At 64.7% G+C, this 24,147-nt stretch carries 26 protein-coding genes; 16 read left to right on the top strand and 10 right to left on the bottom strand.

The genetic code is table 11. The annotated features are described in order from the left end of the window. Positions 1-52: 52 nt before the first annotated feature. Positions 53-1,702 (bottom strand): glutamine--tRNA ligase/YqeY domain fusion protein, encoded by a 1,650-nt coding sequence (locus tag F604_RS0100960; RefSeq protein WP_019550041.1) that lies wholly within the window; start codon positions 1,700-1,702, stop codon positions 53-55. A 61-nt stretch (positions 1,703-1,763) separates the two neighbouring features. Beyond that, a complete protein-coding gene (locus F604_RS0100965; RefSeq protein WP_019550042.1) occupies positions 1,764-2,525 on the bottom strand; it encodes an enoyl-CoA hydratase/isomerase family protein in 762 nt (253 codons plus the stop codon). 91 nt (positions 2,526-2,616) lie between these two features. On the opposite strand from F604_RS0100965, the gene infC reads away from it, so the two are divergent. The 6 genes from infC to mqnB all read left to right on the top strand — a co-directional run bounded on the left by infC (position 2,617) and on the right by mqnB (position 6,761). Next, positions 2,617-3,132 carry a translation initiation factor IF-3 gene (gene infC / locus F604_RS0100970; protein ID WP_026328894.1) on the top strand — a complete coding sequence of 172 codons (516 nt, stop codon included), beginning with the start codon at positions 2,617-2,619 and terminating at the stop codon, positions 3,130-3,132. 195 nt (positions 3,133-3,327) lie between these two features. Next, positions 3,328-3,525: a 50S ribosomal protein L35 gene (gene rpmI, locus F604_RS0100975; protein WP_019550044.1), complete on the top strand. Its 198-nt coding sequence runs from the start codon at positions 3,328-3,330 to the stop codon at positions 3,523-3,525. Positions 3,526-3,536: 11 nt separating this feature from the next. Next, entirely contained in the window at positions 3,537-3,893 is a 357-nt protein-coding gene (gene rplT, locus F604_RS0100980; RefSeq protein WP_015716736.1) for a 50S ribosomal protein L20, read from the top strand. A gap of 68 nt (positions 3,894-3,961) precedes the next feature. Next, positions 3,962-4,426: a COG2426 family protein gene (locus tag F604_RS0100985; RefSeq protein ID WP_019550045.1), complete on the top strand. Its 465-nt coding sequence runs from the start codon at positions 3,962-3,964 to the stop codon at positions 4,424-4,426. Then, a complete protein-coding gene (locus tag F604_RS0100990) occupies positions 4,423-6,084 on the top strand; it encodes a glycerol-3-phosphate acyltransferase (RefSeq protein WP_026328895.1) in 1,662 nt (553 codons plus the stop codon). Before F604_RS0100985 ends, F604_RS0100990 begins: the two co-directional genes overlap by 4 nt. Beyond that, positions 6,084-6,761, top strand: coding sequence for a futalosine hydrolase (mqnB, locus tag F604_RS0100995; protein WP_019550047.1), 678 nt, complete (start codon positions 6,084-6,086; stop codon positions 6,759-6,761). The genes F604_RS0100990 and mqnB overlap by 1 nt, the downstream gene beginning before the upstream one ends. 157 nt (positions 6,762-6,918) lie before the next feature. Here the strand turns inward: mqnB and F604_RS0101000 are convergent, their stop codons facing one another. The 3 genes from F604_RS0101000 to F604_RS0101010 form a co-directional block, all read right to left on the bottom strand. Then, entirely contained in the window at positions 6,919-7,533 is a 615-nt protein-coding gene (locus tag F604_RS0101000) for a superoxide dismutase (protein ID WP_019550048.1), read from the bottom strand. A gap of 64 nt (positions 7,534-7,597) precedes the next feature. Continuing rightward, positions 7,598-8,995, bottom strand: coding sequence for a class II fumarate hydratase (gene fumC, locus F604_RS0101005; RefSeq protein ID WP_019550049.1), 1,398 nt, complete (start codon positions 8,993-8,995; stop codon positions 7,598-7,600). Between the two features lie 20 nt (positions 8,996-9,015). After that, positions 9,016-9,759: a TerC family protein gene (locus F604_RS0101010; protein ID WP_019550050.1), complete on the bottom strand. Its 744-nt coding sequence runs from the start codon at positions 9,757-9,759 to the stop codon at positions 9,016-9,018. Between the two features lie 36 nt (positions 9,760-9,795). Here F604_RS0101010 and F604_RS0101015 point away from each other — a divergent pair, with 36 nt between their 5' ends. From F604_RS0101015 to cimA, 6 genes are all read left to right on the top strand, one after another. After that, positions 9,796-10,761 carry a YpdA family putative bacillithiol disulfide reductase gene (locus F604_RS0101015; RefSeq protein ID WP_019550051.1) on the top strand — a complete coding sequence of 322 codons (966 nt, stop codon included), beginning with the start codon at positions 9,796-9,798 and terminating at the stop codon, positions 10,759-10,761. 166 nt (positions 10,762-10,927) lie between these two features. After that, positions 10,928-12,616 carry a biosynthetic-type acetolactate synthase large subunit gene (ilvB, locus tag F604_RS0101020; protein ID WP_019550052.1) on the top strand — a complete coding sequence of 563 codons (1,689 nt, stop codon included), beginning with the start codon at positions 10,928-10,930 and terminating at the stop codon, positions 12,614-12,616. Next, the gene (ilvN, locus tag F604_RS0101025) at positions 12,613-13,125 is read left to right on the top strand and encodes an acetolactate synthase small subunit (protein ID WP_019550053.1); all 513 of its coding nucleotides are present in this window, start codon (positions 12,613-12,615) and stop codon (positions 13,123-13,125) included. The genes ilvB and ilvN overlap by 4 nt, the downstream gene beginning before the upstream one ends. Continuing rightward, positions 13,122-14,135, top strand: coding sequence for a ketol-acid reductoisomerase (ilvC, locus tag F604_RS0101030; RefSeq protein WP_019550054.1), 1,014 nt, complete (start codon positions 13,122-13,124; stop codon positions 14,133-14,135). The genes ilvN and ilvC overlap by 4 nt, the downstream gene beginning before the upstream one ends. Positions 14,136-14,192: 57 nt before the next feature. Continuing rightward, positions 14,193-15,749, top strand: coding sequence for a 2-isopropylmalate synthase (locus F604_RS0101035; RefSeq protein WP_019550055.1), 1,557 nt, complete (start codon positions 14,193-14,195; stop codon positions 15,747-15,749). 95 nt (positions 15,750-15,844) lie between these two features. Beyond that, a complete protein-coding gene (gene cimA / locus F604_RS0101040) occupies positions 15,845-17,428 on the top strand; it encodes a citramalate synthase (protein ID WP_026328896.1) in 1,584 nt (527 codons plus the stop codon). On the opposite strand, the gene F604_RS0101045 is transcribed toward cimA, so the two are convergent. The 3 genes from F604_RS0101045 to F604_RS0101055 are packed head-to-tail and all read right to left on the bottom strand — an operon-like array spanning position 17,400 to position 19,736. Then, positions 17,400-17,933, bottom strand: coding sequence for a Uma2 family endonuclease (locus tag F604_RS0101045; RefSeq protein ID WP_019550057.1), 534 nt, complete (start codon positions 17,931-17,933; stop codon positions 17,400-17,402). The two genes, cimA and F604_RS0101045, sit on opposite strands and share 29 nt — an antisense overlap. Before the next feature lie 7 nt (positions 17,934-17,940). Beyond that, positions 17,941-18,717, bottom strand: coding sequence for an ABC transporter permease (locus F604_RS0101050; RefSeq protein WP_019550058.1), 777 nt, complete (start codon positions 18,715-18,717; stop codon positions 17,941-17,943). Further along, positions 18,714-19,736, bottom strand: coding sequence for an ABC transporter ATP-binding protein (locus F604_RS0101055; RefSeq protein ID WP_019550059.1), 1,023 nt, complete (start codon positions 19,734-19,736; stop codon positions 18,714-18,716). Before F604_RS0101055 ends, F604_RS0101050 begins: the two co-directional genes overlap by 4 nt. A 24-nt stretch (positions 19,737-19,760) precedes the next feature. Here F604_RS0101055 and F604_RS0101060 point away from each other — a divergent pair, with 24 nt between their 5' ends. The 3 genes from F604_RS0101060 to bshB1 are packed head-to-tail and all read left to right on the top strand — an operon-like array spanning position 19,761 to position 21,832. Further along, positions 19,761-20,543: an ABC transporter permease gene (locus F604_RS0101060; protein WP_019550060.1), complete on the top strand. Its 783-nt coding sequence runs from the start codon at positions 19,761-19,763 to the stop codon at positions 20,541-20,543. 10 nt (positions 20,544-20,553) lie between these two features. Further along, positions 20,554-21,156, top strand: a complete 603-nt coding sequence (gene plsY, locus F604_RS0101065; RefSeq protein ID WP_019550061.1) for a glycerol-3-phosphate 1-O-acyltransferase PlsY — start codon at positions 20,554-20,556, stop codon at positions 21,154-21,156. Continuing rightward, positions 21,149-21,832, top strand: a complete 684-nt coding sequence (gene bshB1, locus F604_RS0101070; RefSeq protein ID WP_019550062.1) for a bacillithiol biosynthesis deacetylase BshB1 — start codon at positions 21,149-21,151, stop codon at positions 21,830-21,832. Before plsY ends, bshB1 begins: the two co-directional genes overlap by 8 nt. On the opposite strand, the gene F604_RS0101075 is transcribed toward bshB1, so the two are convergent. Both F604_RS0101075 and F604_RS0101080 read right to left on the bottom strand, forming a co-directional pair. Further along, positions 21,829-22,446: a uracil-DNA glycosylase gene (locus F604_RS0101075; RefSeq protein ID WP_019550063.1), complete on the bottom strand. Its 618-nt coding sequence runs from the start codon at positions 22,444-22,446 to the stop codon at positions 21,829-21,831. The genes bshB1 and F604_RS0101075 overlap by 4 nt on opposite strands. Beyond that, positions 22,443-22,811 carry a hypothetical protein gene (locus F604_RS0101080; protein ID WP_019550064.1) on the bottom strand — a complete coding sequence of 123 codons (369 nt, stop codon included), beginning with the start codon at positions 22,809-22,811 and terminating at the stop codon, positions 22,443-22,445. Before F604_RS0101080 ends, F604_RS0101075 begins: the two co-directional genes overlap by 4 nt. 192 nt (positions 22,812-23,003) lie before the next feature. Between F604_RS0101080 and F604_RS0101085 the strand changes: the two genes are divergently transcribed. Then, complete coding sequence (locus F604_RS0101085; protein WP_019550065.1) at positions 23,004-24,143, top strand: hypothetical protein; 1,140 nt, start codon at positions 23,004-23,006, stop codon at positions 24,141-24,143. Positions 24,144-24,147: the final 4 nt, after the last annotated feature.

Below are 24,147 nucleotides of genomic sequence, written 5' to 3' on the forward strand. Positions count from 1 at the left end.
ACTGCCCCAGCCTGGCTTGCGCCAGCGTTATCTCGCTTCACCCTGGCTTCCCCTAGGAGGGCCGGTAGCCCTCCTTTAGGGGCACGATGCGGTTCATCACCAGCCGCCCTGGGCGGGAGTCCACCGGGTCCTGCCAGAAGTAGCCCAGCCTCTCCAGCTGGTAGCGGGTGTCCGGAGGATCCTGGGCCACGCTGGGTTCGATGAAGCCCTGCTTGACCTCGAGGGCCCTTGGGTTCAGGTTCTTCAGGAAATCCCCACCCTCCTCGGGGTCCTCGGTCAGGAAAAGCCTGTCATAAAGCCTGAACTCCACGGGCAGGGCGTGCCGGGCGGAAACCCAGTGGATGACCCCTTTGGGCTTGATGCCGTCCTCGGGGTTGGCCCCCAGGGTGCCGGGAACGATGCGGGCCTTCAGAAGCTTTACCTCGCCGTTTTCCTCCACCACGTCTTCCAGCTCCATCACGTAGGCGTGCCGCAGGCGCACCCTTTGCCCCGGGGCGAGGCGCTTCCAGCCCTTGGGGGGATTGAGGCTGAAGTCGGACCGCTCTATGTAAATCTCCTGGGAGAAGGGTAGAGGCCTTGCCCCTTCCTTGCCGATGTCCCGGGGCCAGTAAGGGGCATCCACCCACTCCTCCCCCTGGTAGTTGGTGAGGACCACCCTTAAGGGTTCCAAAACCCCCAAGACCCTGGGGGCAATGGGGTTCAGATCGTCCCGCACCACCTCCTCAAAGAGCTCCATCTCGATGCGGGCCTCGTTGCGGGAGATGCCGGTGCGCCGCACGAACTCCCTGATGGCCTCGGGGCGCACCCCCCGCCGCCTTAGGGCCCTTAGGGTGGGAAGCCTGGGGTCGTCCCAGCCAGAGACGAAGCCCCCCTCTACCAGCTTGATGAGCTTCCGCTTGGAGAGCACCGTGTGGGTGAGGTCCAGGCGGGCAAACTCGTACTGGTAGGGCCTGGGGGAAAGGGGAAGGCCGCACTTCCCCTTCAGGTTCTCGATCACCCAGTCGTAGATGGCCCGGTTGTTCTCGAACTCCAGGGTGCAAAGGGAGTGGCTGACGCCTTCGATGAAGTCTTCCAGGGGATGGGCGTAGTCGTAGAGAGGATAGATCACCCAGCGGTCCCCCGCATGGTAGTGGGGGGCGTGCACGATGCGGTAGAGCACGGGGTCCCGCAGCTTGAAGTTGGGGTGGGCCGGGTCGATCTTGGCCCTTAGGACCCGGCTCCCCGTGGGGAACTCCCCCCGGCGCATCCTTTCAAAGAGTTCCAGGTTTTCCTCCACACTCCGGTTCCGGTAGGGGCTTGGCTTTCCCTGGGCCCTGAGCTCGCTCATCTCCTTTTCCGAGAGGTCGTCCACATAGGCTTTGCCCTCCTGGATGAGGACCAGGGCGCACTGGTACATGGTCTCAAAGTAGTCGGAGGCGTAGAGGACCCTGTCCGGGGTAAAGCCCAGCCAGCGCACGTCCTCCTCTATGGCCCGGGCGTACTCCTCCTTTTCCGTTTCCGGGTTGGTGTCGTCGTAGCGCAGATTGCACTCGCCTCCATAGTCCAGGGCCAGGCCGAAGTTCAGCACGATGCTCCGGGCATGGCCGATGTGCAAATAGCCGTTGGGCTCCGGAGGAAAGCGGGTAAGGAGCTTTTTGTACTTCCCTTCCCGCAGGTCCTTTTCCACGATTTCGGTGATGAAGCAAGGGGGAACGAGGCCCATAAGGGGAGTATAGCCCTTGCCAGCTGCTCCGAACCTTCCTAAGGCCCCAAGGCTATGCTTTTCAAAACCTAGGCGACCGTTTCTCGAAGAAGGCCCGGATGCCCTCTTTAAGGTCCCCGGTTTCCCGGACCCAAGCGTTGGCCAAGGCCGCCAGGCGGAAGCCATCCTCGAGGCCCATCCCCGGCAGGGCCAGGAGAAGCTCCTTGGTGAGGCGCAAGGAGGTGGGGGCGTTCTTGGCCAACTCCTCCGCAAGAGCCAGGGCTTCCTCCAGGGCTTTACCGGGCCTGGCGATCCGGTTGGCCAGGCCCAACGCCTTGGCCTCCTCCGCCCCCACCAGGCGGCCCGTGAGGAGGAGGTCCTTGGCCACCTTTTCCCCCACGGCCCGCACCAGGATCACCGAGACCAAAGCGGCCACAAAGCCGATCTTCACCTCGGTGTAGCCCAGCTTGGCCTCCTGGTCCATGACCAATAGGTCGCAGGCGGTGGCCAGACCCGCCCCGCCCGCCACCGCCGGCCCGTTCACCGCGGCCACCGTGGGCTTGGGGAAGGTGTAGAGGCGGTGGAAGAGGCGCATGAGGGAAAGGGAGTGGCGGTAGTTCTCCTCGGCCCCAAGCTCCGTCACCTTCTCCAAAAAGGCTAGGTCAGCCCCGGCGCTGAAAGCGCTTCCCCGCCCCGAAAGGACCAGGACCCGGGCCTTGGGATCCTTCTCCGCTTCCTCGAGGGCCTGCAAAAGCCCCTCCACCATCTCCGGGGAAAGGGGGTTACGTCGCTCTGGGTCGTTGAGGAAAACCCGATAGATCCGACCTCTCTCCACCTGAACCATGCCCCCATTGTAGGGGCGGGGGTTTTCCTGCTACACTCCCCTTAGCCCGCAAGCCATGCAGGGAGAGCCCGCGGGCTAGGAGGTGGTGTAGATAAAGGAGTATCTGGTTAACGAACGCATTCGAGCACGGCAGGTGCGGGTGATCGGGGCCGATGGGCAGCAGCTGGGCATCATGGACACCCGGGATGCCTTGCGCCTGGCCCAGGAGCAGGACCTGGACCTGGTGCTGGTGGGCCCCACCGCCGATCCTCCCGTGGCCCGCATCATGGACTACTCCAAGTGGCGCTACGAGCAGCAGGTGGCGGAGAAGGAGGCCCGCAAGAAGGCCAAGCGCACCGAGGTGAAGTCCATCAAGTTCCGGGTCAAAATCGACGACCACGACTATCAGACCAAGCTGAACCATATCAAGCGCTTTCTGGCCGAAGGCCACAAGGTCAAGGTCACCATCATGTTCCGCGGACGGGAGATGTCCCATCCCGAGCTGGGGGAGAGGCTTCTCGAGCGGGTGGCCGAGGACCTGAAGGGCCTGGCCGTGGTGGAGATGAAGCCCGAGCTTTTGGGCCGGGATATGAACATGCTCCTGGCCCCGGCCAAGGTATCCGCCTAGGCCAGCCCCGTAAGGGCTAGATGGCGTAAGCCTAGGTCAGCCCCATGGGGGCTAAATGGCATAAGCCTAGGTCAGCCCCATGGGGGCTAAATGGCGTAAGCCTAGACCTTTCCGTTGCCCTTTGGTATAGTGTGAGGGCTTTGGGGAGCCCGCAAGACCCCGTTTGGGGCGCTTCCCAGGGCTTGGAGGAAGGGTATGCCGAAGATGAAGACCCACAAGGGCGCCAAGAAGCGGGTGAAGGTGACCGCTTCGGGCAAGGTGATGGCCATGAAGACCGGAAAGCGGCACCTCAACTGGCACAAGTCGGGGAAGACCATCCGTCAGAAGGGGCGGAAGTTTGTCCTGGCCAAGGCCGAGGCGGAGCGGATCAAGCTCCTGTTGCCCTACGAGTGAGGAGGTAGAGGATGCCGCGCGCCAAAACCGGTGTCGTTCGCCGCAGGAAGCACAAGAAGATCCTCAAGCTGGCGAAGGGGTACTGGGGCCTCCGCTCCAAGAGCGTCCGCAAGGCCCGGGAGACCCTTTTCGCTGCGGGCAACTACGCTTATGCCCACCGCAAGCGCAAGAAGCGGGATTTCCGCAAGCTCTGGATCGTGCGCATCAATGCCGCCTGCCGCCAGCACGGCCTGAACTACTCCAGCTTTATCCACGGCCTGAAGAAGGCGGGGGTGGAGCTGGACCGCAAGGTGCTGGCCGATTTGGCGGTGCGGGAGCCCCAGGCCTTTGCCGAGCTGGTGGAGAAGGCCAAGGCAGCCCGCGCCTAAGGCATTGTTTCCCGTGACCCGCCGTCCGGATCCCGTCCCGATCTGGCGGCGGGTTTCCTTTTGTGAGCATGCCTCCTGAACTCTACGTGATCCTGGTGGCCGCCCTGCCGGTGGTGGAGCTGAGGGGAGCCATTCCCCTGGGGGTGGCCCTGGGGCTTTCCCCAGGAGAGGTTTTCCTTTTGGCCCTCCTGGGCAACCTGCTGGTGGCCCCGGTGGCCCTCTTCCTTTTGCCTTGGGCGGTGGCGCTTCTGACCCGGGTGCCCTTCCTGGCCAAGCTCTGGGCGGCCCTCGAGGCCCGGGTGCGCCTCAAGGGGGAGGAGCAGGTGCAGCGCCTGGGGGCCCTGGGCCTTTTCCTCTTCGTGGCCGTGCCCTTGCCGGGCACCGGGGCCTGGAGCGGGGCGGTGCTGGCGGTGGTCTTGGGTCTAAAAGGGCGCTACGCCCTCCTGGCCATCTCCCTGGGGGTGCTGGCTGCTGGGCTTATCGTTCTCCTCCTTACCGGTGGGGCGGTGGTCGGGCTAAACTACCTGCGATGATGTTCGTCCTCTTGCCCCTTTCCTATGCCCTGGGCGCCTTGCCCTTGGGGTACTGGCTGGCCAGGCGGCGGGGCGTGGACCTGCGCACGGCAAGCCCCTACACCCTGGGTTTGGAAACGGCCTTGAGGCGGCTTGGGCCGGGCCTTACCCTTTTGGCCTTCCTCCTGGACTTCGCCAAGGGGTACTTGCCCCTGGCCCTGGGGAGAGGCTTGGGGCTTGGCGTGGAGGAGCTTTTGGCCCTGGGGGTGGCGGTCTACCTGGGCCACCTTTATCCCCTCTTCTTCCGGGATCCCTGGCCCCTTCGGGCCAAGGGGGCGGGGGTTCTTTTGGGGGTGCTGGCGGGGCTACCCCTGGAGCCAGCCTGGGGCATGGTCCCCGTGGCCTTGGGCCTTGCCCTTTACGCCCTCACGGGCTATGCCTCCTTGGGGGCCCTGGGGCTTCCCCTGGGCCTCTTTGGCGTCCTCCTTTTCGGTGGGTTTCCCCTTGGAGCCAAGGTCCTTGGGGGCTTGCTTTTTCTCCTGGCCCTTTGGCGCTACAAGGAGAACCTGGGCCGTATCCTGGAAGGCACCGAGCCCAGGCTGGGTAGTCCCCTGCCCCTGCCCTCGGAAAGGCAGGTGGTTTGCGCCTTTCTCATCCATCCCCTCACGGTGGAGGATTTCTGGCAAAGCCCCCGTTTCCGCTGGGCCCGGCCCCTGGTGCGCCTGGGGCTTTTGAAACAGGCCTGGATAGAGCGCCTGGCGGAGCTTTTCCGTCCCATGAAGGTGGGGGAGGTGAGGGGGGTGAGGACGGCGGATGGCCGGGAGGTTTTGTGCCACCTCATCTCCGCTCCCCTGCTACCCCACCAGATCAAGGCCAAGCCGGAGCTGGCGGTAAGGCGGGCCGTCCAAGGGGCCAGGCTCGCCAAGGAGCTTGGGGCCACGGTGGTAGGCTTAGGGGCCTTTTGGAGCGTGGTGGGGGAGAAGGGCAAGAGGGTACAGGAGGCGGTGCCGGATATAGAGGTGACGAACGGGGGGGCCTACACCGCCGGCACGGTGAAGGCGGCCATCCCCAGCATCCTGGCCCACTTTGCCCAAAGTGGGAAGGACCTTAAGAAGACCACGGCGGCGGTGGTGGGGGCGAACGGGGTGGTGGCCTTCGGCATTGCCCGGCAGATCGCTCCCTTGGTGGGGCGGCTCATCCTGGTGGGAAGGGATAGGGAAAGGCTGGAAAAGGCGGCGGACAGCCTGCGCAAGAACCTGGAGCGCAAGGGGCAAGCCCCCGAGATCGCGGTGACCACCGAGGTGGCCGCCATCCGGGAGGCGGACCTGGTCTTCACCGCCACCAGCGATCCGAACCCGGTGATCTACCCTGAACACGTGAAGCCAGGGGCCTGGATCTACGACGAGGGGGTGCCCCCCGACGTGCACCCCTCGGTGAGGGAGGTGCCGGGGGTCAGGGTCATCCCCGGGGGGGTGGTGCGGCTTCCCGGGAGGGCGCGGGCCACCTTGGACCTGCACTTCGGTGCCCCCGACCAGGTGCCCGCCTGCCTGGCGGAGACCATGATCCTGGCGGCAGAGGAGGCCTTCGATCGCAAGAGCCTGGGGGGCGAGGTGAAGGCGGAGAACATCCAGTTTTTCGTGGAGCGGGCGGAGGCCTTGGGGTTTAAGGTGGTGGAGTGATGTGGCTCCTCCTCTCCCCCACGGCCCTCGAGGCCTCCTTCCTCCGGGGCGAACCCTTCTCCTTCCTGGGGAGAAAGGGGCTTAGGGGAGAGGGCTTTGTCTGGCTGGAAACCGGCGTGGGCAAGGTGAACATGGCCCTTACCCTGGCCGCCTGGGCCAGCCGGAACCCGGCGGAGAAGGCTTTGCTTTTCGGCATCGCCGGGGCCTACCCGGGCTCGAGCCTCCTTCCTGGGGATGTGGTCCTGGTGGGGGAGGAGGTGGAGGCGGACCTGGGTACCCAGGAGGGCCTTAAGCCCTTGGGCTTTCCCGCCTTGGAGGTGGCGGGGAAGGCCTACTACAACCGGTTTCCTCTGGATTCCAGCCTTACCCGGGCGTTGGCCCGGGTGTTGGACCTCCAGGTGGTGGTGGGGCTCACCCGGGACCGGGTTTCGGAAAACCCGGGGGAGGCGGAGGCTTTGGCCTCGCGCTGGGGGGCCCAGGTGGAGAGCATGGAGGGAGCTGCCTTTGCTCGAGCGTGCCTGGCCCTGGGCATCCCGGGGGTGGAGGTCCGGGCTATTTCCAATCCGGCGGGGGTGCGGGACAAGGGAGCGTGGAGGATTCCCTTGGCGGTGAGGTCCTTGGAGGGAACCCTGCCCCCCCTTCTTGGGGGAGCCTTCCCTGCGGGACTCCAAGGATAATCCCGTTGTTGGTTCCCTGGCCGATAGCAAGGTTGGCTTTGAAGAGGAGCTTTTCCAGAGGCTCACCCACCAGGTAGCCCTGGGCGGACGGCGGAACCGGGGGAGAAGACAAACCCCCACCCGAGGGGTCCGGGTGGGGGACTATAGAGGATTTCCCTTAGCCCTTCCGGAAGAAGGCCTCTGCCTTGTCCCAGTTCAGCACGTTCCAGATGGCCTGGAGGTAGTCGGCCCGGCGGTTTTGGTACTTGAGGTAGTAGGCGTGCTCCCACACGTCGATGCCCACGATGGGGGTGAACCCCTCCATGACGGGGTTGTCCTGGTTGGGGGTGGAGATGACGTGGAGCTTGCCGAAGGGATCCTTGACCAGCCAAGCCCAGCCGGAGCCGAAGCGGGCCATGGCCGCCTGGGTGAGCTTCTCCTTCAGGGCGGCGAAGCCCCCAAGCTGCTCGTCGATGGCCTTCTTAAGTTCCCCCACCGGCTCCTTGGCTCCCCCGGGGGTTAGGAGCTCCCAGAAGAGGCTATGGTTCAGGTGCCCACCCCCGTTGTTGCGCACCGCGGTCTGGATGTCCGCGGGCAGGGCGGCCAGGTGGCGCAGGAGCACCTCCACCTCCGCCCCGTGCAGGTAGGGGTACTTCTCCAGGGCGGCGTTCAGGTTGTTCACGTAGGCCCCGTGGTGCTTCTGGTGGTGGATCTCCATGGTCTTGGCGTCGATGTGGGGCTCGAGGGCCTCGTAGGGGTAACCCAGTTCCGGAAGTTTGAACGGATACGGCATACTGCACCTCCCATTTCACTATAAAAGACCCACCCCCAAGGGGAGTGGGTTTGCTCACAATGCCCTAGCCCTCGTGGGGCTTGGCCAGCCTTATGGGCACCACGATGCGGTCAAACTCCTCCTCCGTGAGGTAGCCCAGCTCCAGGGCAGCTTGCTTCAGGGTCTTCTTCTCCTTGATGGCCTTCTTCACGATCTCCGCCGCCTTGTCGTAGCCGATGGCCTTGTTTAAGGCGGTGGCCAGCATGGGGTTTTTCTGGAGGTGTTCCTCTATCCGCTCCAGGTTGGGCTCTATCCCCTTGGCCAGGTTCTCGTTGAAGGACTCCATGGCGTCGGCCAGGAGCTTGATGGACTCGAGGGCCGCATCCACCATCACCGGCTTGTACACGTTGAGCTGGAAGTTGCCCTGGCTTCCGGCGAAGGCCACGGTGTGGTCGTTGCCGAAGACCCGCACCACCACCATGGTGAGGGCCTCCACCTGGGTAGGGTTCACCTTGCCGGGCATGATGGAGGACCCGGGTTCGTTGGCGGGGATGAAGATCTCCCCGATGCCCCCATAGGGCCCGGAGGCCAGCCAGCGGATGTCGTTGCCGATTTTCATCAGGGCCCCGGCCAGGGTCCGGAGGGCCCCCATGGCGAAGACCAGCTCATCGTGGGCGGCCAAGGCGACGAAGCGGTTCTCCGCCACCCGGAAGGGAAGGCCCGTCTCCTCCGCCAGGTACTTGGCCACCAGCTCCCCGAAACGGGGGTGGGCGTTCAGGCCCGTCCCCACCGCGGTGCCCCCGATGGCCAGGTTATGAAGCCCTTTTTCCGCCTCCTTGACCATGGCCAGGGTGTTCTTAAGCTGAGCCGCCCAGCTTCCCACCTCCTGTCCCAGGGTAATGGGCACGGCGTCCATCAGGTGGGTGCGCCCCACCTTCACGATGCCGTCAAAGGCCTTGGCCTTTTCCTCAAAGGTGGCGATGAGGGCCTCTGCCGCCGGGTAAAGCCTTTGGCGGAGAGCCAAAGCCACGGCCACGTACATGGCGGTGGGGAAGGTGTCGTTGCTGCTCTGGCCCCGGTTCACGTGGTCGTTGGGGTGAACGTACTTGGAGCCCAGGGGCTTCCCCAGAAGCTCCGAGGCCCGGTTGGCGATGACCTCGTTCACGTTCATGTTGGTCTGGGTGCCGCTTCCCGTCTGGAAGACCACCAGGGGGAAGTGGTCGTCCAGCTTCCCGGCGATGACCTCTTCCGCCGCCTGGATGATGGCCCGGGCGATTTCCTCTGGAAGCTCACCCAGCTCCAGGTTGGCTCTGGCCGCCGCTTTCTTCAGCATGCCGTAGGCGCGGATCACCTCCAAGGGCATCCGGAAGCGCCAGGCGCCGATCTTAAAGTGCTCGAGGGAACGCTGGGTCTGGGCACCCCAGTAGCGGTCCGCCGGTACCTTGACCTCGCCCATGGTGTCCCGTTCGATCCGGTATTCCATACCGCACCTCCAGCCCGATTTTACGCCTCCTCCTCGTAGGGCTCGTGGAGCTTGACGGGTTTCCCCCTAAGCCCCGCACGAAGGTTTAGCCACTCCACCAGCACGGAGAAGCCCATGGCGAAGTAGATGTACCCCTTGGGGATGTGCACCCCCGTGCCCTCGGCCACCAGGGTGAAGCCCACCAAAAGGAGAAAGGAAAGGGCCAGCATCTTCACCGTGGGGTGCCGGTTCACGAAGGCGTAGATCCCCTTGGAGGCGAGAAGCATAATGGCCACGGAGATCAGGATGGCCGCCACCATGACGGGTACGAAGCGGGTGAGGCCCACGGCGGTGATGACGGAATCTATGGAAAAGACGATATCCAGAAGAAGCACCTGCCCAATCACCGAGGCGAAGGAGGGAGCGACCCTCTTGAGGGCGTGGCCCGGCTCCCCTTCCAGCTTCTCGTGGATTTCCTTCACCGATTTGTAGATGAGGAAAAGCCCTCCGGCGATGAGGACCAGGTCCTTGCCCGTGACCTCGTGGCCCAAGACGGCAAAGAGGGGCTTTTTCAAGGCCATGATCCAGGCGATGGAGAGGAGAAAGAGGATGCGGGTGAGGGCGGCCAGGGAAAGGCCTATAACCCGGGCCCGGTCCTGCTGTTCCTTGGGGAGCTTGGAGGCCAGGATGCTGATGAAGATCACGTTGTCTATGCCTAAAACCACTTCCAGTACGGTGAGGGTGACAAGGGCGATCCAAACCTCGGGGTTGGTGAGCCACTCCATGGGAAAGAGTTTACGTGGCCCTGTAGACTGGGGGTCATGGTGGACGTGCTCGTGGTGGGTGCCGGTCCGGTGGGCCTGGCTGCGGGGATAGAGGCCAAGCGCCAGGGCCTTTCCCACCTGATCCTGGAAAGGGGCACGGTGGCGGAAACCATCTACCGCTTTCCCCGGCAGATGGTCTTCTTCTCCGAGTCCAAAAACATCGAGATTGGGGGCCATCCCCTGGTGTCCCAGGGGCCCAAGCCCACCCGCCTCGAGGCGCTCCTTTACTACCAGAAGGTGGCGGAACGCGAGGGCCTTCGGGTCCTCACCTATACGGAGGCGGTGGGTGTGGAAGGGGAGGAGGGAGCCTTTAAGGTCTTGGCCCGGGACCGGTTTGGGGAGAAGGCCTTCCCTGCCCGGTACGTGGTGGTGGCCACGGGTTACTTCGGAAACCCTAACCGCCTGGGGGTGCCGGGAGAGGACTTGCCTCACGTGTTTTACCGCTACGAGGAGGCAGCTCCCTTCTTCGGCAGGAAGGTGGCGGTGGTGGGGGGAAGCAACTCGGCGGTGGAGGTGGCCTTGGACCTGTACCGGGGCGGGGCCCAGGTGGCCTTGGTCCACCGGGGCAAGTGGGTGCGCCCCAGCGTGAAGTACTGGCTTCTTCCCGACTTTGAGAACCGGGTGAAGGAGGGAAGCATTCTGGCGGTGATGGAGGCCAGGGTAAAGGCCATTACCCCGGAGGGCCTCGTCCTGGAAAGACCCCAAGGGGAGGAGTTCTTGGAGGCTGACTTCGTCCTGGTCCAGATCGGCTACCGGGCGGAAGACCATCTCCTTAGGGGGGCCAGGGTGCGCTACGAGGGGGAGAAACCCTGGCTTTCCCCGGAATGGGAAACCTCGCGCAAGGGGCTTTTCGCCATCGGCTCCAGTGCCTTTGGGCCGGACACCCGCACGGTATTTATCGAAAACGGCCGGGAGCACGCACGGGTGGCCATAGCCGCCATCGCCCGCCGCCTGGGCTCTTGACACCCTTCACAAGGGACGCTAGGATAAAACCCAAGATGCGCTTTGGCCTCATCCTATCCCTAGGCCTGGTCCTAATCGTAGGGCCAGCGGGGGGTAGGGTGTAGCGTTTTAGGGCGCATCCAAAACCCCCCGGAGAACCCGGGGGGTTTTGGTTTAGGAGGGGGAGATGAAGGGAGCGGAGGCACTTTTGAAGGCGCTGGAGCGGGAAGGGGTGGAGGTCATCTTCGGCCACCCGGGTGGGGCCATCATGCCCACCTACGACGCCCTGTATGACAGTCCCATCCGCCACATCCTGGTGCGGCACGAGCAAGGGGGAGTCCACGCCGCCACCGCCTACGCCCGGGCTTCCGGCAGGGTGGGGGTGGTGATGGCCACCAGCGGTCCCGGGGCCTTGAACCTGGTGACCGGCCTGGCGGATGCCTACATGGACTCCACCCCGGTGGTGGCCATCACCGGGAACGTCCCCCGGGCCCTCATCGGTACCGACGCCTTCCAGGAGGCGGACGTCACCGGGGTGACCATGCCCATCACCAAGCACAACTACCTGGTGCAGGAGGTGAACGACATCCCCCGGGTGGTGAGGGAGGCCTTCCACATCGCCTCCAGCGGGAGGCCGGGGCCGGTGCTGATCGATCTGCCCAAGGATGTGCAGCTTTCCGAGTTCACCGGCACCTTTGACGTGGAGCTGGACCTTCCCGGGTACAAACCCACCACCAAGGGCCACCCCAAGCAGATCGAACGGGCCCTGGATGCCCTGGAGAAGGCGGAGAGGCCGATCCTGATGGTGGGGGGTGGGGCCCAGCACGCCCACGGGGAGCTTCTGGCCTTTGCCGAGCGGACGGGAATCCCCGTGATCACCACCCTCATGGGCCTGGGGGCCTTCCCCGGGAACCATCCCCTGTGGCTGGGGATGCCGGGAATGCACGGCACCGTGGCCGCCAACCGGGCCATCCACCATGCGGATGTGATCCTGGCCATCGGCCTCCGCTTTGACGACCGGGTCACGGGGAAGGTTTCCCGCTTTGCTCCCCATGCCCACACCATCATCCACGTGGACATCGACCCGGCGGAGATCGGGAAGCTGGTGCGCACCCACATTCCCATCGTGGGGGATGCCCGCTCCGTGCTTCGGGAGATGCTGAAAGGGGCTAAGCCCTTGAGGCTTGCCTCCTGGTGGCGGGAGCTGGAGGAGTGGCGCACCCGTTATCCCTTGCGCTGGAAGCCTAAGCCTTACCTGCAAAGCCAGGAGGTCATCAAGGCCTTCGCCGAGGCCACGGGGGGGCATGCCATCGTCACCACCGGGGTGGGGCAGCACCAGATGTTCGCCGCCCAGTTCTTCGCCGTGACCCGGCCGAGGAGCTTCATCACCTCCGGGGGCTTGGGCACCATGGGGGTGGGTCTTCCCTTCGCCATCGGGGCCAAGGTGGCCCGGCCGGAGGAACTGGTCATCGACTTCGACGGGGATGGCTCCTTCCAGATGACCCTTCAGGAGCTGGCCACCGTGGTCAAGTACAAGCTGGACGTGAAGGTGGTGATCCTCAACAACGGCTACTTGGGCATGGTGCGGCAGTGGCAGGACCTCTTCCACGCCAAGCGCTACTCCGAGGTGTACCTGGCTGACTCCAACCCCGACTTCGCCCGCCTGGCGGAGGCCTACGGCATCAAGGGGGTCAGGGTGGAGCGCAAGGAGGATCTGATGGAAGGGGTGGAGGCCGTGCTTTCCGCCGATGGGCCCGTGGTGGCCGAGTTTAAGGTCTACCACGAGGAAGGGGTCTTCCCCATGATTCCGGCCGGGGGAGCGGCGGAGGACATGATCCTCGAGCACCCCGCGGACAAGGAGGAGGTGGAGGCGTGAGGCACGTGATCTCTGTGTTGGTGCAGGACCACCCCCGGGTCTTGAGCCGCATCACGGGCCTTTTCGCCCGCCGGGGCTTCAACCTGGAGAGCCTGGCGGTGGGGACCACCCATGTGCCGGGGCTTTCCCGCATCAGCCTAGTGGTCTCGGGGGACGACCACACCCTGGAGCAGGTGGAAAAACAGCTAAACCGCCTGATCGAGGTTTTGAAGGTGACCGACCACTCCGAGCCCCATGTGGAGCGGGAGCTTTGCCTGGTGAAGGTCCACGTGGCTGGGGTGGAGGAAAGATTGGCGGTGAAGGACATCCAGGAAGCCTTCCGGGCTCGGGTGGTGGATGTGGCCCAGAAGAGCCTGATCCTGGAGCTCACCGGGGACTCCAAGAAGATAGACTCCTTCATCGAGGCCCTTAGGCCTTATGGGATCCTCGAGGTCATGCGCACCGGAGCGGTGGCCATGAGCCGAGGGGAGCGCACCCTTAAGGTCAGGGAAAAACGGGAGGCGGTATGAAGATCTACTACGAGCACGACGCGGACCTAGGCTTCATCCAAGGCAAGAAGGTGGCGGTCTTGGGCTTTGGCTCCCAGGGGCACGCCCATGCCCTTAACCTCAAGGACTCGGGGGTGGATGTGCGGGTGGGCCTTAGGCCGGGGTCTAAAAGCGCCGCCAAGGCGGAGGCTATGGGCCTCAGGGTCCTTCCCGTGGCCGAGGCGGTACGGGAGGCGGACATCGTCATGGTCCTCCTTCCCGACGAGACCCAGGGCCGGGTTTACCGGGAGGAGATCGAGCCCAACCTTAAGGAGGGAGCGGCCCTAGCCTTCGCCCACGGCTTCAACATCCACTTCGGCCAGATCAAGCCCAGGAGGGATCTGGACGTCTGGATGGTGGCCCCCAAGGGCCCTGGCCACCTGGTGCGGAGCGAGTACGTGAAGGGAAGTGGGGTGCCGGCTCTGGTGGCCGTGCACCAGGATGCTTCGGGTTCGGCCTTCCCCACCGCCTTGGCCTACGCCAAGGCCATAGGGGCGGCCCGGGCTGGGGTCATCCCCACCACCTTCAAGGACGAGACGGAAACCGACCTCTTCGGGGAGCAGGCGGTGCTGTGCGGGGGGCTTACCCGGCTCATCCAGGCGGGGTTTGAAACCCTGGTGGAGGCGGGCTACCCTCCGGAAATGGCCTACTTTGAAACCGTGCACGAGGTGAAGCTCATTGTGGACCTCATCTACGAGGCGGGCTTCGCCGGGATGCGCTACTCCATCTCCAATACCGCCGAGTACGGGGATTACACCCGGGGCGAGGTTTCGGTGCCGGTGGAGGAAACCAAGAAGCGCATGCGGGAGATCCTCCGGCAGATCCAGTCCGGGGAGTTCGCCCGGGAGTGGATGCTGGAAAACCAGGTGGGCCAGCCGGTCTTAGAGGCGAACCGCAAGCGCTGGAAGGAGCACCCCATCGAGGAGGTGGGGGCGAGGCTTCGGGCCATGATGCCCTTCCTGCGGGCAAGGGTATTGGAGGAGGTAGGCTAGGTGGGTACCAAGGGCCCCCCAATCTGGGGGGCCTAGTGCGTTTTAGGGAGGGAGAAGATGGAAAGGCACATCCGCATCTTTGACACCACGCTTAGGGATGGGGAGCAGAGCCCAGGGGTAGCCCTTTCCCTGGACCAGAAGCTGGAGATCGCCCACGCCTTGGCCCGACTCAACGTGGACATCATCGAGGCGGGCTTCCCCGTATCCGGGCCCTTGGAGTTTGAGGCGGTAAGCCGGATCGCTGAGGAGGTAAGGGGCCCCATCATCGCCGCCTTGGCCCGCACCCACACCCTGGACATCGACCAGGCGGCCAAGGCCCTGGAGAAGGCGGAAAAACCCCGTATCCACGTCTTCACCTCGGCTTCCAAGATCCACCTCGAGTACATGCTGAAGAAAACCGAGGAGGAGGTCTTGGAGATGGCGGACAAGATGGTCCGCTACGCCAGGAGGTACGTGGACGACGTGGAGTTTTCCGCCCAGGACGTGATGCGGGCGGACTGGGACTTCGTGAAGCGCCTCTACGAGGTGGCCATTGAGGCCGGGGCCACCACCATCAACATTCCCGACACCACTGGGTACGGTACGCCCGGGGAGTATGGGGCCCTGATACGGCGCATCCGGGACGAGGTGGTGCGGGGTAGGGATGTGATCATCTCCACCCACACCCACGACGACCTGGGCCTGGCCACCGCCAACGCCCTGGCGGGCATAGAGAACGGGGCGGGGCAGGTGGAGTGCACCATCAACGGCATCGGGGAGCGGGCGGGCAACACCTCCTTGGAGGAGGTGGTCATGGCCCTTTACGTGCGCCGGGACTGGTACAAGGCCAAGACCCAGATCAACACCCGGGAGATCTACCGGGTTTCCCGCCTGGTGGAGCGCTACACCGGCATGCCCCTGCCCCCCAACAAGGCCATCGTGGGGGATAACGCCTTCGCCCACGAGTCGGGGATCCACCAGGATGGGGTCTTAAAGCACCGCTCCACCTACGAGATCATGGACGCCGAGCTCATCGGCAGGCGCCCCGCCGTGATCGTGCTGGGCAAGCACTCGGGAAGGGCTGCCTTCAAGAAGGCCCTCGAGGACCTGGGATACCTGGACCTCTCCGAGGAGCAGCTTAAGGTGCTCTTCTCCCGCTTCAAGGAGATCGCCGAGAAGAAGGGACCTTTGTCTGCCGAGGAGCTTCAGGCCCTGGTGGAAAGCGAACGGGAGCCCGCTTCCCAGTTCTTCGCCCTAGAGCACGTGCAGTTCTTCTCGGGCTCGGGACTTCTGCCCACGGCCACGGTGAAGGTGAGGACCCCGGATGGGGAAAGGGTGGCCACGCACACCGGGGATGGGCCCGTGGATGCCGTGTACAAGGCCATTCAGGACGCCATTGGCCTCAGGCCCGAGCTGGAGCTCTACCGGGTGGAGGCCATCACGGGTTCCACCGAGGCCCTGGGCCAGGTGACGGTGAGGCTCCGCCTGGGGGAGCTCCAGGCGGTGGGGGTGGGGGTATCCCCCGACATCATTGAGGCCTCGGCCCTGGCCTTCCTGGACGCCGCCGGCAAGCTGGCGAGCGGCCGTGCCACCCGCCATCCACCCTCCATCGAGGAGGTCCAGCGGGGAGTCTAGTCCCACCCCACCCTGGTCACCCCAGGGTGGGGGTTCCAGGAAGGGGGGCTCGGTTTAGCGAGGAAGGGCATAAGGCTGCCCAAGGGGATGAAGAGATGGTGGAGATCTTAGACACCACCCTCAGGGACGGGACACAGGGGGAAGGCATCAGCCTTTCCGTGGACGATAAGGTGGCCATCGCCAAACGCCTGGCGGCCTTCGGCGTACACCTCATCGAGGGAGGTTGGCCGGGGTCCAATCCCAAGGACGCCGAGTTTTTCCAGCGCATGAAGGGGGTGGACCTGGGGGAGGCCAAGCTTTCCGCCTTCGGGGCCACCCGTAGGAAGGGGCTTTTGCCGGAGGAGGACCCTTCGGTTCTGGCCCTGTTGGAGGCGGAAACCCCGGTGGTGGTCCTCTTCGGCAAGAGCTGGACCCTGCATGTCCTCGAGGCTCTGGAAACCACTTTGGAGGAAAACCTCCGCATGATCCAGGACACCGTGGCCTTCTTCGTCCGGCGGGGGAAGCGGGTGGTCTACGACGCCGAGCACTTCTTTGACGGGTACAAGGAGGACCCCGGCTACGCCCTGGCCACCCTGGAGGCGGCGGCCCAAGGCGGTGCGGACACCCTGGTCCTTTGCGACACCAACGGGGGCACCCTGCCCGAGGAGGTCTACGCCATCACCAAGGCGGTGGTGGAGCGCTTTCCCCACCTGCGGATCGGCATCCACCCCCACAACGACGCCGAGCTGGCGGTGGCCAACGCCCTGGCGGCGGTGCGGGCAGGGGCCACCCACGCCCAAGGCACCATCAACGGCTACGGGGAGCGCTGCGGCAACCTGAACCTGACCAGCTTCCTTCCCACCTTGGTCTTCAAGTACGGCATCCCCGCCATTCCACCGGAAAGGTTAAAGGGGCTTAAGGAGCTTTCCCACTTCGTGGACGAGAGGGCCAACCAGACCCCCAACCGCCGGGCTCCCTACGTGGGAGAGTCAGCCTTCGCGCACAAGGCGGGGGTCCACGTCTCCGCGGTCTTGAAGAACCCCCGCACCTACGAGCACATTCCTCCGGAGTGGGTGGGGAATAGCCGCCGCTTCCTGGTGTCCGATGTGGCGGGCCGTTCCAACCTCCTGGCCAAGCTGCAGGAGCTGGGGGTGGATCTTTCCAAGGAGGAGGCCAAGCGCTTGTTGGACGAGGTCAAGGCCCTGGAGTACGAGGGCTACGCCTTCGAGGGGGCGGAGGCCAGCTTCTACCTCCTGGCCCACCGCCTGAAGGGGGGGAGCCTGCCCTTCAGCGTGGAGGGGTTTTCCGTCTTCCTCCACGGAAGCGGCCTGGATACCGCCTGGGCCGAGGCCACGGTGCGGGTTCGGGTGGGGGAAAGCCTGCAGCACACCGCAGCGGAAAGCCCCTCGGGGCCGGTTTCCGCCCTGGACAGGGCCTTCCGCAAGGCCGTGCTCCAGTTTTACCCCGAGCTTTCCGATGTGGAGCTCACCGACTACAAGGTGCGCATCCTCTCCGGCCAGGAGTCGGGGACCAACTCCGGGGTGCGGGTGATGATCGAGATGAAGCGGGGGGAGGAGCGCTTCGGCACCGTGGGGGCCAGCGAGAACATCCTCGAGGCCTCCCTGAAAGCCCTCACCGATGGCTACGCCTACGCCCTCCTTTACCCGAGCCTCAAGGAGACGGCGCCCAAGGCAGGCTAATCTCGGGGAAGGCCAAGGGGCTTACGGGCTCGGAGGGGGAGAGGAGGCGGATGGACCGGTAGCGTCCCTCACGGGGCTCCCGGTAGACCTCGAGGAGGTTCTCCTTTAGGTTCACAAGCCATACCTCGGGGATTCCTGCTTCGGCGTAAAGGGGAAGCTTAACCTCCCGGTCAAACTCCAAGGAGGTGTCGGCTACCTCCACGAGCAGAAGAACATCCTCAGGGCGGGGGAGCCGGCCCTCGTAGCGTTCCAAGGGGGGTTGAAGCACCAGGAGATCGGGTTCTGGCTCGGAATCCTCTGAAAGATGAAGGGGGGACTGCACCGCCACCAAGGCCTTGCCTTGGAGGGCCTCCTTCAGGCTGTGATCCAGGCGCATCGCCGCAAGAAAGTGCTTGGGTCCAATCGGGCTCATCTGGTAGACCTCTCCCCTTAGGAGCTCCACCCGGGGCACATCCCGGAAGGCCCGCTCAAACTCCTCCACGCGGAAGCGGTAGCGGGTGGCCATACCCTCATTATGCTCCTTGGCCCGAGTAGTGCCTTAGCCCCATGCGCCACAAGAGCCGCCAGAGGAGAAGAAAGGCTACGCCCCAGAAGAGCATCACCCAAACCCCCGGGAACAGATCCACCTTTTGCCCGGCCAAAAGGGCTGCGGGCAGGTAGACCAGGTAGGGGAAGGGGGTGAGGAGGGCTAGGGTCCTTAGGGGCTCGGGGAAGACCTCGAGGGGGGCGATGGTGCCGGAGAGGAAGAGGTAGAGGAGGAAGAAGACCTCTTCCACCGAAACCGCCCGCTCCGTGAAGAAGGTGAGCATGGCGGTGGTGTACTGCATCAGGTAGCGGAGCAAAAAGGCCAAAAGGGTGAAAAGGAACCCCAGGAGGAAGGGGCCAGGTTCAGGCACAAAGCGGGCCTCGGGGAAGAGCCAGAAGAAGAGGAGGGTGAGGAGCACCACGAAGGGCAACCGGGCCAGGCGCTCGGCCACGTGGGCCGCCAGGTGGTCAAAAAAGGGGTCCAGGGGCCTTAAGAGCCGGAAGGAAAGCCGCCCTTCCACCACATCCCGCTCAAACTCCCACACCACCCAGACCACCGTGGCCTGGCGCACCAGGAAGACCATGAGGAAGTAACGGGCAAACTCCCCCGGGGACAGGGCAAACTCCCCGCCCCTGGCTGCCTCGGTCCAGACCCCGAGGAGGATCAGGGGCAAGGCCCCGGCCAGGGCCCAGAGGAAGAGCTCCGCCCGGTACTCCAGCATGTAGGCCAGGTAGACGGCGAGGAGGGTTTTGGCTTTCCTCATGCCTCCTCCAGGGCGGGGGTTTCGCTCAGCCCCGAAGGGGCGATCTTGTACACCCGGGCGATGACCTCTTCCAAAGGGGGCTCCCGCACCTCTAGGTCCTCCACGGGAAGGCTTTTAAGGATCTCCGCCACCCTTTCCGTAAGCCTCTCCCGGGGCACCAGAAGCCGGGCCTTTAGGCCCTCGAGGTCTCTGACCTCCCCGAAGGCCAGGAAGGCTTCCCTGGGCAGGGGGTAGGCCAGGGTGAGCCCCACCTCCCGGTAGGGGGCGAAGCGTTCCAGAAGCCCTGCCAGGGGTCCATCGTAGAGGAGCCTTCCCTGGTGGATCACCAAGACCCGTTCCGCCAGGGCGGCGATGTCCGCCATGTAATGGCTGGTGAGGAGAACCGTGGCCCCGTAGCGCCGGTTGTACTCCCGGATGAACTCCCGCACCGCCACCTGGGCGTTCACGTCCAGGCCCAGGGTGGGCTCGTCCAGAAAGAGCACCTCCGGGCGGTGGAGGAGGGCCGCCAGAAGCTCGGCCTTCATCCTTTCCCCCAGGGAGAGCTTGCGCACGGGCTGGTGGAGCTTATTCGTTAGGGAAAGCATTTCCGAAAGCTCCGAAACCCGCTTCCGGAACTCCCCTTCGGGGATATCGTAGATGGCGGCGTTGAGGCGGAAGGTGTCCAGGGCGGGCAGGTCCCAGATGAGCTGCTGCTTGTTGCCCATCACCAGGGTGATCTTTTTCAAGAAGGCCTTTTCCCGCCGCCAGGGAATGTGTCCCGCCACCACCGCCTTACCCCGGGTGGGGTGGATCAGGCCGGTGAGCATCTTCAAGGTGGTGGTCTTACCCGCCCCGTTGGGGCCCAGAAAGCCTACCACCTCGCCCCTTGCGATTTGAAAGCTCACCCCTTCCACCGCCTTCACCGTGCGGTAATGGCGCAGGAGAAAGTGGCGCAGGGTGGCGAGGAGGCTTTCCTCCTTCAGGGCCACCCGGTAGTGCTTGGTGAGGTCCTGGGCAAGGATGATGGGTTCCGCCGACACCCCTATAGTCTACCCTGTGGTCTAATGTTCCCTGTGCGGTACCTGAGGGTTTTCCTGCTTTTCCTTCGCCTCAGCCTGGCGGCGGAGATGGAGTACCGGCTCAACTTCCTCCTGGGCCTTCTCTCCTCGGCCCTGACCCTTCTTGGGGCCCTGTTCGGTCTGGTGCTCCTCTACCAAGGAGGGTACCGGCCCGGAGGGTGGGCCTGGGAGGAGGCGCTTTTGGTCCTGGCGGCCTTCACCCTCCTTCAGGGCCTGGGGGGCACCCTTTTGGCCCCAAACCTCAACAAGATCGTGGAACACGTGCAGCAGGGCACCCTGGACTTTGTCCTTCTGAAGCCCTTGGATTCCCAGTTCTGGCTTTCCTTGAGGGTCTTTTCCCCTTGGGGCCTGGGGGATTTTCTCCTGGGGCTCGGCCTTCTTTTCTATGCAGGGATGCGCCTGGGGCTTGGACCCTGGGACTATCTGGCCTTCGCCGGGTACTGGGTGCTGGGGGCCTTGATGCTCTATAGCCTCTGGTTCCTCCTGGCCACCACCAGCATCTGGTTCGTGAAGATCTACAACGTCACCGAGGTCCTTAGGGGGCTACTGGAGGCGGGCCGGTTTCCCGTGGGGGCCTACCCGGCCTTGTACCGGGTTTTCTTCACCTTCGTGGTACCCGTGGCCTTCCTCACCACCGTGCCCGCCCAGGCCGCCCTAGGAAGGGGAGAGGTTCCCCTTCTCGCCTCGGGCCTGGCTCTTTTCCTGTTCCTCCTCGCCCGGGGGTTTTTCCGCTTCGCCCTAAGGAGCTACACCTCGGCGAGCAGTTAAAATCCCCCCTATGGGGTCGGCGCTTCTGGCTCTGGTGGTGGCCTACCTCTTCGGCTCCATTCCCGCCGGGGTTCTGGTGGCCAGAACCTACGGGGTGGACATCCGCAAGGTGGGTTCGGGCAACATCGGGGCCACCAATGTCCTCAGGGCCTTGGGGCCTGGGCCCGCCTTGATGGTGGCCTTCTTTGATGTCTTCAAGGGTGGGGTGGCCGTCTTGATCGCGCGGGCGGTGGGGATAGAGGGACCCCTTTTGGGCGGGGTGGCTTTGGCGGCGGTGCTGGGCCACAACTACTCCCTGTTTTTGGGGTTTAGGGGGGGAAAGGGGGTGGCCACCAGCTTCGGCACCCTCCTCTTTCTGGATCCCATCCTGGCCCTGTGGACCTTCCCCATCGGGGTGTCGGTGATGCTCCTCACCCGGTACGTGTCCGCGGGGAGCATGACCGGGGGGGTGGCGGCCATGGTTTTGGCCCTGGCCCTTTCCCGCCCCCTTTGGGAGGTGGTCACCGTGGGCCTCATGGCCCTTCTCATCTTCTGGACCCACCGGGAAAACTTGAAGCGTCTCCAGGCGGGAACGGAAAGGCGCCTGGGGGAAAAGGAGGGAGGCCGTGCTTGACCTCCTGGTCCTTGCCCCTCATCCCGATGACGGGGAGCTGGGATGCGGGGGAACCCTGGCCCGGGCCAAGGCCGAGGGGCTCAGCACGGGGATTTTGGACCTCACCCGGGGCGAGATGGGCTCCAAGGGTACGCCGGAGGAGAGGGCCAAGGAGGTGGAGGAGGCAAGCCGTATCCTGGGTCTGGACTATAGGGGCAACCTGGGCCTGCCGGATGGGGGCCTTGGGGATGTCCTGGAGCAACGCCTTAAGCTTGCCCAGGCCTTGAGGCAGCTTAGGCCCCGCATCGTCCTCGCTCCCCTCGAGGCCGACCGCCACCCCGACCACACCGCGACAAGCCGCCTGGCGGTGGCGGCGGTGCATCTGGCAGGCCTCAGGAAAGCCCCCCTAGAGGGGGAGCCCCACCGGGTGGAGCGGCTTTTCTTCTACCCTGGAAACCATCCCTTTACCCCGAGCTTCCTGGTGAAGATCTCCGCTTTCATAGATCAGTGGGAGCAGGCGGTTCTGGCCTACAAGAGCCAGTTTTCCGGGGAGGGGGTGAGCGAGACCGTGGGGCCCAAGGGGGTGGAGGCCAGGAAGGCCATGCGCCGCTACTTCGGCAACTACCTGGGGGTGGACTACGCCGAGCCCTTTGTGAGCCCCTTGCCCGTCCTCTACACCCCCTGGAGCCGGGCCTAGAAGAGGGGCTCCTGGCTCACCGTCTTCACCTGGCGGCGTTCCTTGGGGGGAAGGGCATCCAGGGCCCGCTTCACCTCCTGGATGTCCAGCCAGGTGAGGTGCTTGGGGCTTCCCGGGGTACGGCTCGGGTTTCGCAGGAGGTAGGCGGGGTGGAACATGGGAAAGACCCGGATCCCGTGCCACTCAAACCACTGTCCCCGCACCTTGGTGATGGAAACCTTCTCCCCGAGGAAGAACTCCGCTGCCACCGCTCCCAAGGGGACGATGATCTGGGGGGCGATGAGCTCGATCTGCTTGAGGAGCCACTTGTCCGTGCAGACCTTGGCCTCGTCGGGAAGGGGGGCGCGGTTTCCCGGGGGGCGGCACTTGACGATGTTGGTGATGTAAACGGATTCCCGGGGGATGCCGGCGGCCTCGAGGATCCGGTTGAGAAGCTGCCCCGCTTTCCCCACGAAAGGGCGCCCTGTCTTGTCCTCTTCCTCGCCCGGCCCTTCCCCCACGATCATCAGCTGGGCGTCAGGGTTCCCTTCCCCGAAGACCACCTGGGTGCGGCCTTCCGCCAGGCGGCAGGCGGTGCAGGCCCTGGCCTGAGCTTGTAATAGTTCCAGGGTCATTGCAGGGGTTTCCGGGCCTTCCGGGCCTCCCGCCGGGTCTTGGGGTCCAAGCCAATCATGAGGAAGAAGTTCTCTAAAGCGTTTTCCTGGCCCTTGATCTCGGGGTACTGGTCCTCCGGGGTGCCGGTGACAAAGGGCAGGGATTTGTAGAGCTCCAGGGCGTACCGCACCACGGCCTCCGGCCCCTCGGCCTCCGCCACCTCGGCCAGCTTGGCGTAGACCTCGCGCCGGGCTTCCGCATGGCGGCGGAAGACCTCCGGATTCGGTGTTTCCGGCGCCCGGAGAACGTCCTGCTTGGCGATGCGGCGGTAATGCTTCAAGCCCCGAACGATCTCCTCCGTGGTCAGCGTGATCTTGAACTCCATCCCCGCTCCTTTCCGGCCTAAGGGCCCTACCTTTGGGAGATTATATAGCCGGGAGGGAGGGCAAAGCCAGGTAAAGGGCGGCCCTTGTCAGGGCCCAGGGCCGGGTGGGTTATCCCGGGATTGCTGGTGCCTCGGGAGAGTGATGGCTTGGCTCAAGGGCTGGCGCAGGTTAAAGTGGCTATACTTGTAGGGATGGAGGTTTTGGGCAACTATTGGCTGCGGCGCATTCTTGTCCGGATTGCTTCCGTGGTCGTTTACGAAGGCCAGGATACCCACACCGGGATGCCGGTGATGGTGCTCAAGGGGGCTCAGGGGGTACCGGCTTTGGGGGAGGGGGTACTTCCCTTTTTGGAGGAAACGCCGGAGGCCTGGGTGCTGGAGTGGCCCATCGGGGCGGTTCCCTTAAGCCAGTACCTGGGGGTGGCGGATCTGGAGCGCCTGGAGCATTGGGTAAGGGAGATGGCCCGTATTCTGGCGTCCTTGAAGGCCCAGGGGGTGTCCCATGCCCCCATCCCCGAGCTTTGCCTGGTGAAGGGCAAGCGGGTGTGGCTGGCCGGGGTGGGGCTTAAGGAGCTTTCCGGGGAGCCGGAGAAGGCCCTTGCCGCTTTGGCTCGAGCCTTGGCCGGGGAGCGCTATCCCGAGTTTCCCTTAAGAGAAACCTTGGAAAGGATTGAGGCCAAGGAGGACCCCCTGGAGGTTCTTTTCTCTGAGCCCGCCCATGCCCATGGTGTACAGGAGACCGAGGCCCTGACCCCGGAGACCCCTGGACAGGAAGATCGGCCCCTCCAGGATGCCTCCTCCAAGCCCGAGGAGGAGCCCAGGCTCCCTTCCGCCTCGCGGAAGGTGCTGAGCGTAGACCCGGTTTCCGAAGCCTCAAATGGCCAGGAGGTGTCTCCAACCAAGGAAACCACGCCCCCCGAGGGCAAGACCCCAAGCCGGCCCCGGGTCATCCGCATCGAGGAGCCCGAGGAGCCTCCCTTTACCGTGGTGGAACCTCCGCGGCCCAGAAGGCGGACCTTGCTTTTGGGGCTTCTGGGCGCCGTGGTGCTTTTGGGTCTGGCCCTTTTGTTCCTTCGCCCTTCCTCCCCTTCCGGAGGGGGCTACGTGATGGAGTTCCGCACCGAGCCGCCCACGGAAAGGGCGGAGGTGGTGCTCCTGGAGGTGCCCCAGGGCTCCCAGATGGTTCCCGGAAGGGTCCTCCTCGTGGCCCCAGGTAAGGCGGAGTTTGACCAGGAGGGGGTCTACCGCCTGCGCATCCGGGTACCGGGCCGCGATCCCGTGGACTACCTCCTGGAGGTGCCGGGTCCGCCCCTGGTCATCAAGGTACGCTAAGGCC

It is taken from the genome of Thermus scotoductus DSM 8553 (assembly GCF_000381045.1).
In the GTDB taxonomy this organism is placed as follows: domain Bacteria; phylum Deinococcota; class Deinococci; order Deinococcales; family Thermaceae; genus Thermus; species Thermus scotoductus.

Bases quoted from the DNA above. Each gene is read 5' to 3' on its own strand.
- F604_RS0100960 (WP_019550041.1), bottom strand. From the start codon at position 1,702: ATGGGCCTCGTTCCCCCTTGCTTCATCACCGAAATCGTGGAAAAGGAC.
- F604_RS0100965 (WP_019550042.1), bottom strand. From the start codon at position 2,525: ATGGTTCAGGTGGAGAGAGGTCGGATCTATCGGGTTTTCCTCAACGAC.
- rpmI (WP_019550044.1), top strand. From the start codon at position 3,328: ATGCCGAAGATGAAGACCCACAAGGGCGCCAAGAAGCGGGTGAAGGTG.
- rplT (WP_015716736.1), top strand. From the start codon at position 3,537: ATGCCGCGCGCCAAAACCGGTGTCGTTCGCCGCAGGAAGCACAAGAAG.
- F604_RS0100985 (WP_019550045.1), top strand. From the start codon at position 3,962: ATGCCTCCTGAACTCTACGTGATCCTGGTGGCCGCCCTGCCGGTGGTG.
- F604_RS0100990 (WP_026328895.1), top strand. From the start codon at position 4,423: ATGATGTTCGTCCTCTTGCCCCTTTCCTATGCCCTGGGCGCCTTGCCC.
- mqnB (WP_019550047.1), top strand. From the start codon at position 6,084: ATGTGGCTCCTCCTCTCCCCCACGGCCCTCGAGGCCTCCTTCCTCCGG.
- F604_RS0101000 (WP_019550048.1), bottom strand. From the start codon at position 7,533: ATGCCGTATCCGTTCAAACTTCCGGAACTGGGTTACCCCTACGAGGCC.
- fumC (WP_019550049.1), bottom strand. From the start codon at position 8,995: ATGGAATACCGGATCGAACGGGACACCATGGGCGAGGTCAAGGTACCG.
- F604_RS0101010 (WP_019550050.1), bottom strand. From the start codon at position 9,759: ATGGAGTGGCTCACCAACCCCGAGGTTTGGATCGCCCTTGTCACCCTC.
- F604_RS0101015 (WP_019550051.1), top strand. From the start codon at position 9,796: ATGGTGGACGTGCTCGTGGTGGGTGCCGGTCCGGTGGGCCTGGCTGCG.
- ilvB (WP_019550052.1), top strand. From the start codon at position 10,928: ATGAAGGGAGCGGAGGCACTTTTGAAGGCGCTGGAGCGGGAAGGGGTG.
- ilvC (WP_019550054.1), top strand. From the start codon at position 13,122: ATGAAGATCTACTACGAGCACGACGCGGACCTAGGCTTCATCCAAGGC.
- F604_RS0101035 (WP_019550055.1), top strand. From the start codon at position 14,193: ATGGAAAGGCACATCCGCATCTTTGACACCACGCTTAGGGATGGGGAG.
- cimA (WP_026328896.1), top strand. From the start codon at position 15,845: ATGGTGGAGATCTTAGACACCACCCTCAGGGACGGGACACAGGGGGAA.
- F604_RS0101045 (WP_019550057.1), bottom strand. From the start codon at position 17,933: ATGGCCACCCGCTACCGCTTCCGCGTGGAGGAGTTTGAGCGGGCCTTC.
- F604_RS0101050 (WP_019550058.1), bottom strand. From the start codon at position 18,717: ATGAGGAAAGCCAAAACCCTCCTCGCCGTCTACCTGGCCTACATGCTG.
- F604_RS0101060 (WP_019550060.1), top strand. From the start codon at position 19,761: ATGTTCCCTGTGCGGTACCTGAGGGTTTTCCTGCTTTTCCTTCGCCTC.
- plsY (WP_019550061.1), top strand. From the start codon at position 20,554: ATGGGGTCGGCGCTTCTGGCTCTGGTGGTGGCCTACCTCTTCGGCTCC.
- F604_RS0101075 (WP_019550063.1), bottom strand. From the start codon at position 22,446: ATGACCCTGGAACTATTACAAGCTCAGGCCAGGGCCTGCACCGCCTGC.
- F604_RS0101080 (WP_019550064.1), bottom strand. From the start codon at position 22,811: ATGGAGTTCAAGATCACGCTGACCACGGAGGAGATCGTTCGGGGCTTG.
- F604_RS0101085 (WP_019550065.1), top strand. From the start codon at position 23,004: ATGGAGGTTTTGGGCAACTATTGGCTGCGGCGCATTCTTGTCCGGATT.